Here is a 13436-nt window from a genome sequence, read left to right as displayed (position 1 = left end):
GTTCGCGGGTGCCTGTGCGTGCGTCACCCCTGTTCGCCGGCGGCGCGCACGACGAGGGCGGAGTTGAAGCCGCCCTGTCCGCGGGCCAGGACCAGCGCGGTGCGCAGTGCGGCGGGGCGGGGCCGGGCGCCCACGAGGTCGATCTCGTACCCCTCGGCGAGGGTGGAGCCGACCGTCGGCGGGATGACGCCGTCCCGCAGGGAGAGCAGGGCGGCGGCGACATCGAGCGGCGCCGCGCCGGAGTACAGGCGCCCGGTCATCGTCTTGGGCGCGGTGACCGGCACCCCGCGCGGTCCGAAGACCTTGGTGAGCGCCTCGGCCTCCGCCCGGTCGAGTTCCGGCAGGGCGGCGGCGTCGGCGAACACGACGTCGACGTCGGCCGGCTCGCTTCCGGCGTCGGCGAGGGCCAGTTCGATCGCCCGCTGGAGTCCCGGGGCGCGTCCGCTGCCGGGCCGCGGGTCCATCGTGGAGGCGTGGCCGGCGATCACGCCGTACACCCGGGGGGCGCCTCGGCGGCGGGCGTGCTCGGCGTCCTCGACGACGAGGAGGGCCCCTCCCTCCCCCGGTACGTGTCCGGAGGCGTCGGTGTCGAAGGGGAGGTAGGCCCGCTCGGGGTCCTCGGACGTGGTCAGCCGGCCGCCGGCGATCTGCGCCACCCATCCCCAGGAGCACAGGGAGGCGTCCACGGCGCCGGCGACGACGACGGGCGTTCCCCTGCGGACCTGGCGTCGCGCCTGGGCGAGGGCGTCGAGCCCGCCGGCCTGGTCGCTGACGACGACGCTGCTCGGCCCCCGGGCCCCGGTGCGGATGGAGATCTGCCCGCTGTTGACCGCGTAGAACCAGGCGAAGGACTGGTACGCGGAGACGTAGGGACCGCCCTTGCTCCACAGCGCCTTGAGCTCGTTCTGGCCGAACTCGAAGCCACCGGAGTGGCCGGCGGTGATCACACCGACGTCGTAGTCGGGCAGTTCCCCGGGGCTGACGTCCGCGTCCGCGAGGGCCCAGTCGGCGCCGACGAGCGACAGCCGCGTCATCCGGTCGGTCTGGGGCAGGAGCCGGCCCGGCAGCAGGTCGCCGGCTTCGAAGCCCGAGATCTCGCCGGCCAGCCTGGAGGGGTAGGGCGTCGGGTCGAAACGGGTCAGCGGGGCGATGGCCCGCCGGCCGGCGAGAGTGGCCTGCCAGTACGTCTCCAGGCCGAGGCCGTTGGGGGCGGCGACGCCGATTCCGGTGACCACCGTCTCTGCGCTCATCGGGTGCTCCGATCGGGGCGGGCGAGGACGACGGCGCTCTGGAATCCGCCGAAGCCGCTGCCGACGGACAGCACCGCGTCGGTGTGCCGGTCGCGGGCGGTCAGGGGTACGTAGTCGAGGTCGCACTCGGGGTCGGGGTTGTGGAGGTTGGCCGTGGGAGGGACGACGTGGTGCTCCATCGCGAGGACGGATGCGGCGACCTCGATGGACCCGATGGCGCCGAGCGAGTGGCCGACCATCGACTTGATCGAGGAGACCGGTGTCCGGTAGGCGTGCTCGCCGAGGCTCCGCTTGAACGCGGCGGTCTCGTGGCGGTCGTTCTGCTTCGTCCCGGAGCCGTGGGCGTTGATGTAGTCGATGTCCTCGGCGTCGAGCCGCGCCTCGTCCAGGGCAACCCGGATCGCCTCGGCCATCTCCTTGCCGTCGGGCCGCAGTCCGGTCATGTGGAAGGCGTTGGACCGGGTGGCGTATCCGGCGATCTCGGCATAGATGTGGGCTCCCCGCTTACGGGCGCTGTCGAGTTCCTCCAGGACGAAGACGGCGGCACCCTCGCCGAGGACGAATCCGTTGCGGCTGGAGTCGAAGGGGCGGGAGGCGTGTTCGGGGTCGTCGTTGCGGGGGGTGGTGGCCTTGATGGCGTCGAAGCACGCCACCGTGATCGGGGAGATCGGCGCGTCGGTGGCGCCGGCCACCATCACGTCGGCGAGTCCGTCCCTGATGACCCCGGCGGCATGACCGATGGCGTCAAGACCGGAGGTGCAGCCGGTGGAGACGACCGTGCCCGGGCCTTCGGCTCCGACGGCCCAGGCGACCTCGGTGGCGAAGGAGCTGGGGACCAGGAAGTTGTAGAGATGCGGAACGGCGTAGCGGTGATCTACCAGGTCGAGCCTGCCGCCGTCGCTGACCGTGCGGTACTCCTGGTCGAGGCCGGTGGTGGCACCGACGGCGCTGCCGATGGTGACTCCGGTGCGTACCGGGTCGAGGGCCGCGAAGTCGAGCCCGCTGTCGTGGACGGCCTCTCGGGCGGTGACCACGGCGAACTGGGCGGCCCGGTCCATGCGCCTGACCTCCTGCGGGCCGAGACCGGCCAGTTCGGGGTCGAAGTCGACCTCCGCGGCGACCTGGGAGCGGAACGGCGAGGGATCGAAGAGGGAGATCCGGCGCGTCGCGGTGCGGCCCTCCGAGATCAGCTGCCAGAAGCCCTTGGTGCCGAGGGCGCCGGGGGCGGTGACGCCCACGCCGGTGATGACGACGCGGCGTGCCGGTCCGGCCGGGGCGGTGGTCACTTGGCGCTCCAGTGGTAGAAGCGCTGGGCGAGGGCGTCGGCCGGTGAGCGCCAGGTGGCGGGGTCGTAGGCCGCGATGTGGGGCTTGAGGTCGTCGCTGATGCCGATGAAGCGGCTGTCCGACTTGGCGGCCTCGATGCGCTCGCCGCCGTCCTCTCCGTCGAAGTCCTGAAGGTGGAAGTAGAGCCCGCGGTACGTGAACAGCTGGCGGCGGCGGGTGCCCATCCGGTGGGGCATGTCGGTGGTGTCGAACTCGCCGAAGAGACGGGCGACTTCGTCGGCGCTGCCGAGTTCCATCCGGGCAACGATGAGGTTGCTGTGCATGGTGGCCTCTCTGAGAGCGGTCGGGGGTCAGGCGGGTCCGAACCAGCGGTCCAGTGCGGTGGGCAGATCGTGGTGACTGCCGGGAGCGGCCCAGGCGACATAGCCGTCCGGGCGCAGCAGGACCGCGGTGGTGCGGATGAGGTCTTCCGGGACGGGCCCGTGCGGTGCGCCGGTGACCAGGTCGATCCGGTCCCGCCAGCGGGCGGCCCGGCGGCGCAGCCAGGGGTTGTCCGTGAGATCGAGCAGTACGCCGCGGCCGGGGCGCAGCAGGGCGGTGGAGCTGGTGCGGGCGGCACCGACGGTCAGCTCCAGATGGGGCAGGCGGGCGCCGAGCAGCGGGTGGGCGCCCGTTCCGGTCTCGTACCGGATGTCGACCCCGCTGACCTTGGCGGCGAGGTGGCGGGCCACCTCTTCGTACGGGAGGAGTTCGGACAGGACGTCCCGCAGCGGTTGCACGTCGTCGCCGCCCAGGATGAGCAGGCTCTGGGCGCGGGTGTTGGCCAGCAACTGCCGCCCCACCCGGTGGCGTTCGGAGTGGTAGGTGTCGAGCAGGGTGGTGGGTGCCGTGCCGTGCAGGACGGCCGCGAGCTTCCAGCCGAGGTTGAACGAGTCCTGGATGGAGGTGTTCATGCCCTGTCCGCCGGCGGGCAGATGGATGTGGGCGGCGTCGCCGGTGAGCAGGACGCGGCCACGGCGGTACTCGGAGGCCTGCCGGGTGGCGTCGGTGAAGGCCGACACCCACACCGCCTCGGCACCCGAGATGTCGTTGCCGGTGAGGCGTTTCCACACGTCGGCGACCTCGTCGAAGGAGGGCGGCCCGGTGCGCCGGCGCGGCAGGGCGCCGCGTTCCCCGACGATGACGCGGTGCAGGCCGTCGCCGAGCGGGGCGGCCATGACCATCCCGCCCGCGAGGCTCTGCCCGGTCGCCCTGGGGTTCACGTCCACGCCCCTGATGTCGGCGAGGAGCAGTTCCGTGGTGGCCTCGGTGCCGGGGAAGTCGAAGCCGGCGGCCTTGCGGACCGTGCTGCGTCCGCCGTCCGCCGCGACGAGGTAGCGCGCGGTGAGGGTGGACTCCCGGTCGCCGTCCCTGATGCGTGCGGTGACGCTCTCGCCCGTGTCCTGGAGCGACAGGAACTCCTGTCCGCGCCGGATGTCGGCGCCCAGTTCGCGTGCCCAGCCCTCCAGGACCGTCTCCGTGACGGACTGCGGCACGCCTCGGGCGGCCGGGTGGGCTCCGCCGAGGACGGCGAGGTCGAGCGGAATGCCGCCGAAGTGGCCCTGTGTGCTGGTCTCCAGCTCCCCGAAGCGCGCCAACAGGCCGCGCTGGTCGAGACTTTCCGTCGTACGAATGGTGAAACCCAGTCCGCGCGACTCCCCGGTGCGCCGTGCAAGGCGTTCGACGACGATGACGTCGATTCCGGCCAGACGTAATTCACCGGCGAGTACGAGCCCGGCCGGTCCCGCTCCGACGATGATGACCGACGCATCCATGGAGTCTCCCGACTGACGGTCCGTTCGATTCCTGCTGACGTGAAACATCCTCGACCGCCACGCTTTTTGTTTTCAAGGCGGAAAAGTCAAGATCCTGCGCAAGGAGCTGTCAGGCATTCGTCAAGTCGGCCTGACGGATCTCTGACGTTCACGAAGCGGAGCGACTTCGGTGCCAGTCCGACTGCGTGGTCACTGACAAGGAAATGTCAGGGGAAGTACAAATCCCAACGCGGGAAGGCCCCCGACCCACCAATCGGACCTCCCCTGTGACCCCGCTCACAGTCAGTTGCGCAGGCGCGTGTCTAGCCTGAGGGCCGTCACTTCGGGTGCCGCGCCTGCGCCTTGGAACGGGGGAATTGATGCGCGTCCTGGTCGTTGATTCCGACAGGTCGAACGGAAACAGATTGAGCACTCAGCTGAAGCGTCATGGTTATGACGTGGAGATCTGTGCGACGGGAACCGAAGCCTTGGAAAGGCACGAGATATTCGATCTCTTTCTGATTGATCTCCTCCTTCCGGACATCGACGGCCTCGAAGTCTGCCGGACCGTCCGGGCGAAGAGTGATATACCCGTCATCGCGTTCACGGATGCCGGAATGAAACTCGACCGGATTCTGTGCTTGCAGGCGGGCTGCGACGACTGCATGGCGAAGCCGTACGGATTTCGCGAGCTGCTCGCCCGCATCGACGCGGTGCTCCGCCGCTCCCGCCCGGAGCCCGTCCGCAGTTCGCGGGCGGCTGCGATCGCTCACGGTTCGCTCTGCATCGACCCGGAGACCCGGGAGGTGCGGCTCAACGGCCGGCTGGTCAATCTCACCCTCAAGGAGTTCGATCTGCTGCACCGTCTCGCGTCGGAGCCGCACACCGTGCACTCCCGGGCGTCGTTGATGGCCGGCGTGTGGGGGTTCCCGGGACGTCACGTCCCCGGCGCCCGGACGAGCAGGACGATCGACACGCATGTGAGCGCGGTCCGGGCGAAGCTCGGCTCGCCCGACTGGATCATCACCGTCCGCGGTGTCGGCTTCAGGATGGGCCGTGTCTGAGCGCGTACCGCTGACGACCCGTCGGCACATCGATCTGAAGCGCATCGCCGGCGCCCTCTGTCCGGGTCACTGACGATCCACCATCCGCTTCCCACGGGCAGCCGTGTGTCACAGGCATGCCCGGGGCGGCCGTGCACGAAGCCGGTTCCGACGGCCTGCGCCGGACCGGTGCGCAGCTCTGCCTTGCTGGCACAGGTCCGCCCGCCGCCGCCGTCCCGCCGCCTGCGCGGGGCCGGTCCGGTCCACCTCTCTTCCGCTCTCGTACACCCGGAGTCGTTCCCTCATGTCCAGACGTCCCGCACCCTCGCGCCTCTTCGCGAGATCCCCGTTGGCCGCCCTCGCCGCCGCGCTCGTCCTGCCGCTCACCGCGACCGCCTGCTCCGGAACATCCGGGTCCTCCGCCGAGGCACGGACCGCACCACGGTCCGGCGGCCACCTCAGGTTCGCGCTGTCCTCGGATCCCGGCTGCGTGGATCCGCACCAGGCCACGACCAGCGACGCCCTGTACGCCGCCCGTACCTTCGTCGACTCGCTCACCGACCAGAACCCGAATACGGGGCAGATCGTGCCGTGGATCGCACAGTCGTGGGAGGTCTCGTCGGACGCCTCTCAGTACACCTTCACCCTGCGCAAGGACGTCACCTTCGCCGACGGCACACCGCTCGACGCCAAGGCGGTCAAGGCCAACCTGGACGCGGTCGTGGCCCTGGGCGCCAAGTCGATGCTGGGCGCCGGGTTCCTCCAGGGCTACCGCAGCACCGAGGTGGTCGACCCGTACACCGCCAAGGTCACCTTCAAGGGACCCAACGCCCAGTTCCTCCAGGCGACTTCGACGGCGACACTGGGACTGCTCTCCCCGGCCAGCCTGAAACTCCCCGCCGACCGGCGCTGCACCGCCAAGCTGATCGGCTCCGGACCGTTCACCCTGGACGGTTACACCCCGAACACCTCGGTGGAGCTGACCAGGCGCAACGGCTACACCTGGGGTTCCCCGCTCTGGAGGCGCCCCGGGTCCGCCTATCTGGACAAGCTCACCTTCAAGGTCGTCCCCGAAGCCGGCGTGCGCAGTGGCAGCCTGACCTCCGGTCAGGTCGACGCCACCGCCGGTGTCGCCCCGCAGGACCAGACCACCCTCGCGTCCCAGCGGTTCGCCGTGCTCGACCGGCCCAACCCGGGAGTCCCCGTCGCGCTGAGCGCCAACACCGCGCGGCCGCTCATCAAGGACCCGGCCGTGCGTCGCGCACTCCAGACGGCCGTGGACCGCGACGAAGTCGTGCAGACCGTGCTCAGCCCCAGCTATCTCCCCGCGACCAGCGCTCTGTCCAGCTCCACCGGCGGGTACACCGACAACACGAAGCTGCTCGCCCACGATCCCGCGCGGGCCAAGAGCACACTCGACGCGGCGGGCTGGCTGCCCGGCCCGGACGGCATCCGGGTGAAGAACGGCAAGAAGCTCAAGCTGAAGGTCATCCTGGGCGCCAACTTCGGCCCCAACCAGACCGTGCTGGAGCTGATCCAGCAGCAGCTGCGCAAGAGCGGCATCGGCCTCGACCTCACACTGCTCTCCCTGCCCGACTACCAACAGGCGCGCGGCGCAGGCGACTACGACCTCGCCTGGGGCAACGGCACCCGCAACGACCCGGACGTCCTGCGCACCGCGTTCTCCGGCAAGCTGCTCAACCTCGGCCGCATCACCGACCCGGAACTGGAGCGCACCCTGGACGCGCAGGCCGCCGCGAGCGACCCGGACAAACGGGCCGCACTGGTCGCCACCGCTCAGCGCCGAGTGCTCGAACAGGGCTACCAGATACCGGTGTTCGAGATGGCGAGCGTGTACGGGATCAGCAAGAAGGTGCACGGTCTGACACTGGACTCGACGTCCTACCCGCAGTTCCACGATGCGTGGCTGTCCTGACCATGACCACTTACGTCGTACGCCGCCTGGCACAGGCCGTGTTCGTCCTCTGGGCCGCGTACACCCTGTCCTTCGCGGTGCTCTACCTGCTGCCCGGCGACCCCGTGACCGTCATGGCGGCCGGCGGCGGCGACAGTACGTCCGTCTCCCCGGAGCAACTGGCCTCTCTGCGCGTCCGGTACGGACTCGACCGGCCGGTGGCGGAGCAGTACGCGACACGGCTCGGTCACGCCCTGCGCGGGGACTTCGGCGCCTCCGTGCACAGCGGTGAACCCGTTTCCCGGATGATCGCGGACGCATGGCCGGCGACGCTGGAGCTCACGACGGCGACGCTGGCCCTGGCCCTGCCGCTGGGAGCCGGGGTCGCCCTGTCCGGCACGTACACCCGCCGTCGGTGGTTGCGGCAGTTACTGCTGTCGCTCCCGTCGGCGGGGGTGGCCGCCCCCACCTTCTGGGTCGGCCTCGTGCTCATCCAGCTCGTCTCCTTCCGCTGGGGCCTGGTGCCGGCGTTCGGTGACGAGGGCCCCGCCTCACTGGTGCTGCCGGCGGTGACCCTGTCGCTGCCGGCGGCGGCACTGGTCGCCCAGGTCTTCGCGAAGAGCCTGCGCACCGCACTCGCCGAGCCGTACATCGAGACGGCGGCCGCCAAGGGGGCGAGCCGGCTCCGGGTCCACTTCGCCCATGCGGCCCGCAACGCCGCCCTTGCACCGCTGACCGTCGCCGGACTCCTGGTCGGCCATGTGCTGGCGGGGTCCGTGGTGGTGGAGACCGTCTTCTCCCGCACCGGGATCGGCCGGCTGACGGCGACCGCCGTGACGTCGCAGGACATTCCCGTCGTCCAGGGGCTCGTGGTGTTCGGGGCGTGCGCGTTCGTCCTGGCGAACCTCGCCGTGGACCTGTTGCACCCGGTGCTCGACCCGCGGATCACGACGACGGGCCCGACGGCGGTGACCTTGTGACCGCGCTCGGCACGTTCCTGGCCGGCAGGACTCCGGAGCGGACCGCGCGGCTGCACCGGGCCGTCCGGTTCTGGCTCGCCCGGCCCGGTCTCGTCGTGTCCGTCCTGTTCATCGCCCTGGTCCTGCTCGCCGCGCTGCACCCCGCCGCGTTGGCGGGCGGCGATCCGCTGGCCGGGGTTCCCGCCGACCGGCTCCAGTCGCCGAACGGGGAGCATCTCCTCGGCACCGACCAGCTCGGCCGCGATCTGTTCACCCGGCTGGTGCACGGCAGCGCCCTCACCCTGCGGGCGACGGCGCTCGCCGTCCTCGTGGGCCTGGTGGCGGGATCGCTGATCGGGCTGGTGTCCGGTGCGGCCGGCGGGTGGGTCGACGGTGCGCTGATGCGGCTCACCGACGTGCTGCTCGCCGTGCCCGGACTGCTGCTCTCGCTCGCCCTGGTGACCGCACTCGGTTTCGGGACGGTCGAGGTCGCCGTGGCCGTCGGGGTGACGAGCGTCGCCATGTTCGCCCGGATCATGCGGGCCGAGGTCCTGCGGGTCGCCCGCACCACGTACGTGGAGGCCGCCCGGGCCAGTGGCACACGGTGGTACGCGGTGCTGCTGCGCCACGTGCTGCCGAACGCGGCCGGGCCCGTCCTCGTGTACGCGGCGGTGGACTTCGGCGCGGTCGTGCTCCAGGTGTCCTCGCTGTCGTTCCTCGGCTACGGGGCACGCCCGCCCGCCCCCGAGTGGGGGTCGCTGGTCGCCGGTGGCCGCGACTACCTCGCCACCGCCTGGTGGCTGACCACGCTGCCCGGACTCGCCCTGGCGGCAACGGTCCTGGCCGCCAATCGCATCGCTCGCGCCCTCGACGGCGAGGCGAAGGAGAGCACTCCATGACGAAACCCCTGACACCGCCGGACCGGCCGGCGGACCGGCCCGCGCAGGACCCCGAAGAAGCAGGGCCGGCCGGGACGCCCCCCGCCCTGCTCGGCATCGAGGACCTGCGGATCTCCTACCGCTCGGGCACCGGCCGGGTGGACGCGGTGCGCGGGGTCTCCTTGACCGTCGCACCCGGCGAAGTCGTCGCGCTGGTGGGCGCTTCGGGATCGGGCAAGTCCACGACGGCCCACGCCGTCGTGGGCCTGCTGCCGCCGGGCGCGACGCTCACGGCGGGCCGGATCGTCTTCGGCGCGACCGATCTCGCCGCCGCCGGCGAAGCGGCGATGCGCCGCCACCGCGGCCGGGACATCGGCTTCGTCCCGCAGGACCCCATGGTGTCGCTGAACCCGGTCCGCCGCATCGGCCCGCAGGTCGGCGAAGTCCTCCTGATCCACAAACTCGTGACCGGCCGGCGCCAGGCGGCGCAGCGGGCCGTCGAGCTCCTAGCCGAGGCGGGCCTGCCGAAACCGGAACTGCGGGCCCGGCAGTACCCGCACGAACTCTCCGGTGGGATGCGGCAGCGGGCACTCATCGCGATCGCCCTTGCCGCCCGGCCCAAGCTGCTGATCGCCGACGAGCCGACCAGCGCGCTCGACGTCACCGTGCAGCAAGCTCTCCTCGACCACCTGGACGAACTCGTCGCCCGCACCGGAACGGCGGTCCTGCTCATCACCCACGATCTGGGGGTCGCCGCCGACCGGGCGCAGCGCGTGGCGGTGATGTCGGACGGCGAGATCGTCGAATCCGGGCCGGTCGACGAGGTGCTGGGGGACCCCGGGCACACGGTCACCCGTGAGCTGCTGCGGTCCGCGCCGAGCCTGGTGCCGGTACGGGAGAGGACCCCGCCCGTCCGGCCCGCGGAGCTCACCCGGGATCTGGTCGTGGCCCGGGGGCTGGTGAAGGAGTTCCCCCGGGGCGGTCGCGGGACGGCGCCCTTCCGGGCCGTCGACAACGTGGACCTGAGGATCGGGCGCGGGGAGACCTTCGCCCTGGTCGGGGAGTCGGGATCGGGCAAGTCGACCACTGCCCGGATGCTGGTCCGCCTCGCCGATCCGACGTCCGGCACGATCCACTTCGACGGTGAGAACGTCACCGGGCTGCGCGGGGAGGCGCTGCGCCGGTTGCGGCGCCGCATGCAGATCGTCTATCAGAGCCCCTACGCCTCTCTCGATCCGCGCCTGACGGTGGGGGACATCATCACGGAGCCCCTGCGCGCCCACCGGGTGGGCAGCCGGACCGGGCGCACCCGGGAGGCGGTGGCCCTCCTGGACCGTGTGCGGCTCCCGGCCGGCGCGCTGCGGCGGCGCCCGCACGAGTTGTCGGGCGGGCAGCGGCAGCGGGTGGCGATCGCCCGGGCGCTGGCGCTGCGCCCCGATCTGGTGGTGTGCGACGAGCCGGTGTCGGCGCTCGACGTGTCGGTGCAGGCCCGCATCCTGGATCTGCTCACCGAGCTCCAGGACGAGTCGGGGCTGAGCTGTCTGTTCATCTCGCACGATCTTGCCGTGGTACGGGGTATCGCCCACCGAGTCGGCGTGATGCGGGGCGGCCGGCTCGTCGAGTCCGGCCCGGTGGCTCGGGTGTTCGCCGAGCCCGCCCATCCGTACACCCGAGAGCTGCTCGCCTCGGTCGCCGGTTCACGTCGTGCACGTACGGCGGCCGGAGGCTAGCGGGACTCCAGGAGGCAGTCGGTGGCCGTCCCCCGCGCGAGCCCCGTGCCGAGGCCCTTACCGAGGCCCGTGCCGAGGCCCGTGAGACAGGCCTCCTTGCGCGTCCGCAGCCGGGCGAGGCGGCGGTGCGCCCGGGCCGGGGGAATGCGCAGCAGGCCCTCGCGCTCCTCCGGGTGCAGCAGCTGCGAGCCAGGGGCAGGGAGGGTTCGCCCGGGGCGGGCAGTGACAGTCCGGATCCGGAGCCGGACGTGCGGCGGAGCGTTCACGGCCGCCCGTTCCCGGTCCGCACGTCGTCGGCGGTGGGCCCGTCCGTCTCCGGTTCGGCCCCGGCAGGCCCTGGTCCGCTGCGGCCCGCGCGCAGGCAGAGGGCGACGAGGCCCGTGCCGAGCGAGGCGAGCCCGCCGACGACGAACGCGCTTCGAGCGCCCCTGGCCTCCGCGACGTACCCCACCATGAGGGCGCCGAGCGGGGTGGAGCCCTGAAGGATGAGGGTGTACAGGGCAAGGACCCGGCCCCGGTAGAGGGGGTCGCTGCCGAGCTGGATGCGGTGGTTGGCGGCCTGGGCGAAGTAGACGGAGGCGCCGCCGGTGAGAAAGAGCAGGACCACGACGGCCGGGTAGCCCGACGCCCACCCGACCGCGGCCTCCAGCACCCCGAAGACGAGGCCCGATACGGTCACCAGCCGGGCGGAGGGCCGCGTGGTACGGGCCGTGGTGAGGAACGCGGCGGTGAGCGAGCCCGCGGCGAAGACGGTGGTGAGCAGGCCGAAGGACGAGGCATCGGCGCGGAACACGGTCTTGGCGAGCAGCGGCAGCGTGAGCTGGAAGTTGAGACCGAACAGGCCGACTCCGGCGACCAGGGCGAACGGGATCATGAGATCGGGGCGCCCGCGCACGTACCGCAGTCCGTCGGTGACGCGCGTACGGCCCGCCGCACGGGCTGTGCGGTAGAGCTCGTCGGGGCGGATCCGGCGCAGTGCGACGACGGTCGCGAGATAGCTGATCGCGTTGACCGACATGACCCAGCCGGTCCCTAGGACGGTGAGGAGCAGGCCGGCCGCGGCGGGGCCCGCGACACGGGCGACGTTGAAGTACGCGGCGCTCAAGGCCGACGCGTTGGGCAGCAGCTCGGGAGGAACCAGCTCACCGACGAACGCCATCCGGGTGGGGACTTCGACTGCGTTGACCAGGCCGAGGCAGAACGCGAAGACATGGACGTCCGTCAGCCCGGCCGTGCCGGTGAGGACGAACACCGCCAGGAGGAGCGCGAGCAGGCCCGACAGGAGGTTGGCGGCCAGCAGCAGCGCCCGCTTGTCGTACCGGTCGGCCAGCCTTCCGCCGTGGAGCGTGAAGAGCAGCATCGGGGTGAACTGAAGGGCGGTGACGGTGCCGAGGGCGGTCGCCGAGTCCCCGGTCAGTTCCAGGACGAGCCAGTCCTGGGCCACGACCATCATCCAGGTGCCCGCGACCGACACCACCTGGCCCGCTGCGAACTGCCGGAAGTTGCGGATCCCGAGGGCTCGGAAGGGGCGGGTCCGGGCTTGGGTGGTCACCGTGCGGCAGACCGTGCGCCCGCGTCTAGGCACTCGTCGAGGAAGGCCAGGGCACGCAGGTGGTACGCCCTGGCGGCGCAGCCGAGGCTGATGTTGTGTCCGGCCCCGGAGAGCCGGTCGACGAGGACCCGGGGTGCTGCCGAGCACTGCTCGGCGAGGTCGGTGAGGTCCGCGTCGCTCTGGCGCCACCAGGCCTCGTGCTCGGCGAAGGTGAAGCGCACCGGCACCCGCACGCGCGGCAGCAGTCGGCGGGACAGCGCACCCCACTCCAGCGCCGATTCGATCTCCTGCTCCGGCATCGGGGCGACGACTGCCCCGATCTCGCTGAAGGTTCCGTCCGGATAGAGCCGCAGGGGACCCCAGTTGAGCCGGCGCAGGCCGGTGCGTGCCCCGCGGTCCAGGAGCGCCGCCGAGACGGCCGGCCGGTGTCCGCAGCCGGAGATGTCCAGGCCGAGGAAGGCGTCCGGCGGGGCGTCGGCGGCGAGGGCGAGGGCGAGCTTGCCGCCGAAGGAGTGGGCGAGCAGGAACAGCGGGCCGGGCACATGGCGGGCCTGCGCGTCGGCGAGCGCCGCGCGGACCGTGGCCGCCTGTTCCAGGAGCCGCTGCCCAGTGGGCAGGTGCGGCGCCGAGGCACCGTACCCGGGCCGGTCGAGCGCGAGCACGGCGCAGCCCAGGCGGGCACCGAGCGTCAGCAGGGAGACGTCCGGATGCGCCTGTCCGTCGAAGTAACCGGCGCTCATTCCGCCGCCGTGCAGGGCGACGACGGTCGCGCGCGGCGGACGTCCGTCAGCGGGTTCGCTCAGCAGTGCGGACAGGGGGATCCCGGCCGCGTCGAGGGTGATCCTGCGGACGCCCGGTGACAGACCGCCGGATGCGGATGCCTCCTGCGCAGGGTGTGCCGTCGTCGTCAGCATCATGTATCCCCGTTCTCGTCCGCCCGCCGCGGGCACTGTCCTCCCATGATCCGGTGCGGCTACGGAAGGGGACAAGGCATCCCGGTTCAGGGCTCCTTCAGAACTCCGTCTCCGCG

General features: G+C 71.9%; 13 protein-coding genes. 6 read left to right on the top strand and 7 right to left on the bottom strand.

What is annotated here, in order from left to right; all coding sequences use genetic code 11:
* Positions 1-23: 23 nt before the first annotated feature.
* From SH922_RS31200 to SH922_RS31185, 4 genes are read right to left on the bottom strand one after another with little or no spacing between them, the layout of a single operon-like run.
* The gene (locus SH922_RS31200) at positions 24-1250 is read right to left on the bottom strand and encodes a ketosynthase chain-length factor (RefSeq protein ID WP_393061714.1); all 1227 of its coding nucleotides are present in this window, start codon (positions 1248-1250) and stop codon (positions 24-26) included.
* Entirely contained in the window at positions 1247-2536 is a 1290-nt protein-coding gene (locus SH922_RS31195) for a beta-ketoacyl-[acyl-carrier-protein] synthase family protein (RefSeq protein ID WP_393061712.1), read from the bottom strand. The genes SH922_RS31200 and SH922_RS31195 overlap by 4 nt, the downstream gene beginning before the upstream one ends.
* Positions 2533-2859, bottom strand: coding sequence for a TcmI family type II polyketide cyclase (locus SH922_RS31190; RefSeq protein WP_393061710.1), 327 nt, complete (start codon positions 2857-2859; stop codon positions 2533-2535). The genes SH922_RS31195 and SH922_RS31190 overlap by 4 nt, the downstream gene beginning before the upstream one ends.
* A gap of 27 nt (positions 2860-2886) precedes the next feature.
* Positions 2887-4350 carry an FAD-dependent monooxygenase gene (locus SH922_RS31185; protein ID WP_393061708.1) on the bottom strand — a complete coding sequence of 488 codons (1464 nt, stop codon included), beginning with the start codon at positions 4348-4350 and terminating at the stop codon, positions 2887-2889.
* Between the two features lie 359 nt (positions 4351-4709).
* Here SH922_RS31185 and SH922_RS31180 point away from each other — a divergent pair, with 359 nt between their 5' ends.
* The 6 genes from SH922_RS31180 (at position 4710) to SH922_RS31155 (ending at position 10854) form a co-directional block, all read left to right on the top strand.
* Positions 4710-5393, top strand: coding sequence for a response regulator transcription factor (locus tag SH922_RS31180; protein WP_393061706.1), 684 nt, complete (start codon positions 4710-4712; stop codon positions 5391-5393).
* Positions 5365-5466, top strand: coding sequence for a putative leader peptide (locus SH922_RS31175; protein ID WP_393061704.1), 102 nt, complete (start codon positions 5365-5367; stop codon positions 5464-5466). Before SH922_RS31180 ends, SH922_RS31175 begins: the two co-directional genes overlap by 29 nt.
* A gap of 210 nt (positions 5467-5676) precedes the next feature.
* Entirely contained in the window at positions 5677-7308 is a 1632-nt protein-coding gene (locus tag SH922_RS31170; protein WP_393061702.1) for an ABC transporter substrate-binding protein, read from the top strand.
* A gap of 2 nt (positions 7309-7310) precedes the next feature.
* Entirely contained in the window at positions 7311-8267 is a 957-nt protein-coding gene (locus SH922_RS31165) for an ABC transporter permease (RefSeq protein ID WP_393061700.1), read from the top strand.
* The gene (locus tag SH922_RS31160) at positions 8264-9145 is read left to right on the top strand and encodes an ABC transporter permease (protein ID WP_393061698.1); all 882 of its coding nucleotides are present in this window, start codon (positions 8264-8266) and stop codon (positions 9143-9145) included. The genes SH922_RS31165 and SH922_RS31160 overlap by 4 nt, the downstream gene beginning before the upstream one ends.
* Entirely contained in the window at positions 9142-10854 is a 1713-nt protein-coding gene (locus SH922_RS31155; RefSeq protein WP_393061696.1) for a dipeptide ABC transporter ATP-binding protein, read from the top strand. Before SH922_RS31160 ends, SH922_RS31155 begins: the two co-directional genes overlap by 4 nt.
* Here the strand turns inward: SH922_RS31155 and SH922_RS31150 are convergent.
* From SH922_RS31150 to SH922_RS31140, 3 genes are read right to left on the bottom strand one after another with little or no spacing between them, the layout of a single operon-like run.
* The gene (locus tag SH922_RS31150; protein WP_393061694.1) at positions 10851-11120 is read right to left on the bottom strand and encodes a hypothetical protein; all 270 of its coding nucleotides are present in this window, start codon (positions 11118-11120) and stop codon (positions 10851-10853) included. The two genes, SH922_RS31155 and SH922_RS31150, sit on opposite strands and share 4 nt — an antisense overlap.
* Entirely contained in the window at positions 11117-12406 is a 1290-nt protein-coding gene (locus tag SH922_RS31145; RefSeq protein WP_393061692.1) for an MFS transporter, read from the bottom strand. The genes SH922_RS31150 and SH922_RS31145 overlap by 4 nt, the downstream gene beginning before the upstream one ends.
* Positions 12403-13323: an alpha/beta hydrolase gene (locus tag SH922_RS31140; protein ID WP_393061690.1), complete on the bottom strand. Its 921-nt coding sequence runs from the start codon at positions 13321-13323 to the stop codon at positions 12403-12405. The genes SH922_RS31145 and SH922_RS31140 overlap by 4 nt, the downstream gene beginning before the upstream one ends.
* Positions 13324-13436: the final 113 nt, after the last annotated feature.

The sequence above is a fragment of the Streptomyces sp. LN549 genome (assembly GCF_043203805.1).
GTDB lineage: Bacteria > Actinomycetota > Actinomycetes > Streptomycetales > Streptomycetaceae > Streptomyces.
Note: the sequence above shows the minus strand (reverse complement) of the source record. Positions and strands in the feature narration are given on the sequence as shown.

Coding starts and splice junctions, on each gene's coding strand:
- SH922_RS31200 (WP_393061714.1), bottom strand. CDS start 1,250: ATGAGCGCAGAGACGGTGGTCACCGGAATCGGCGTCGCCGCCCCCAAC.
- SH922_RS31190 (WP_393061710.1), bottom strand. CDS start 2,859: ATGCACAGCAACCTCATCGTTGCCCGGATGGAACTCGGCAGCGCCGAC.
- SH922_RS31185 (WP_393061708.1), bottom strand. CDS start 4,350: ATGGATGCGTCGGTCATCATCGTCGGAGCGGGACCGGCCGGGCTCGTA.
- SH922_RS31180 (WP_393061706.1), top strand. CDS start 4,710: ATGCGCGTCCTGGTCGTTGATTCCGACAGGTCGAACGGAAACAGATTG.
- SH922_RS31170 (WP_393061702.1), top strand. CDS start 5,677: ATGTCCAGACGTCCCGCACCCTCGCGCCTCTTCGCGAGATCCCCGTTG.
- SH922_RS31165 (WP_393061700.1), top strand. CDS start 7,311: ATGACCACTTACGTCGTACGCCGCCTGGCACAGGCCGTGTTCGTCCTC.
- SH922_RS31155 (WP_393061696.1), top strand. CDS start 9,142: ATGACGAAACCCCTGACACCGCCGGACCGGCCGGCGGACCGGCCCGCG.
- SH922_RS31140 (WP_393061690.1), bottom strand. CDS start 13,323: ATGATGCTGACGACGACGGCACACCCTGCGCAGGAGGCATCCGCATCC.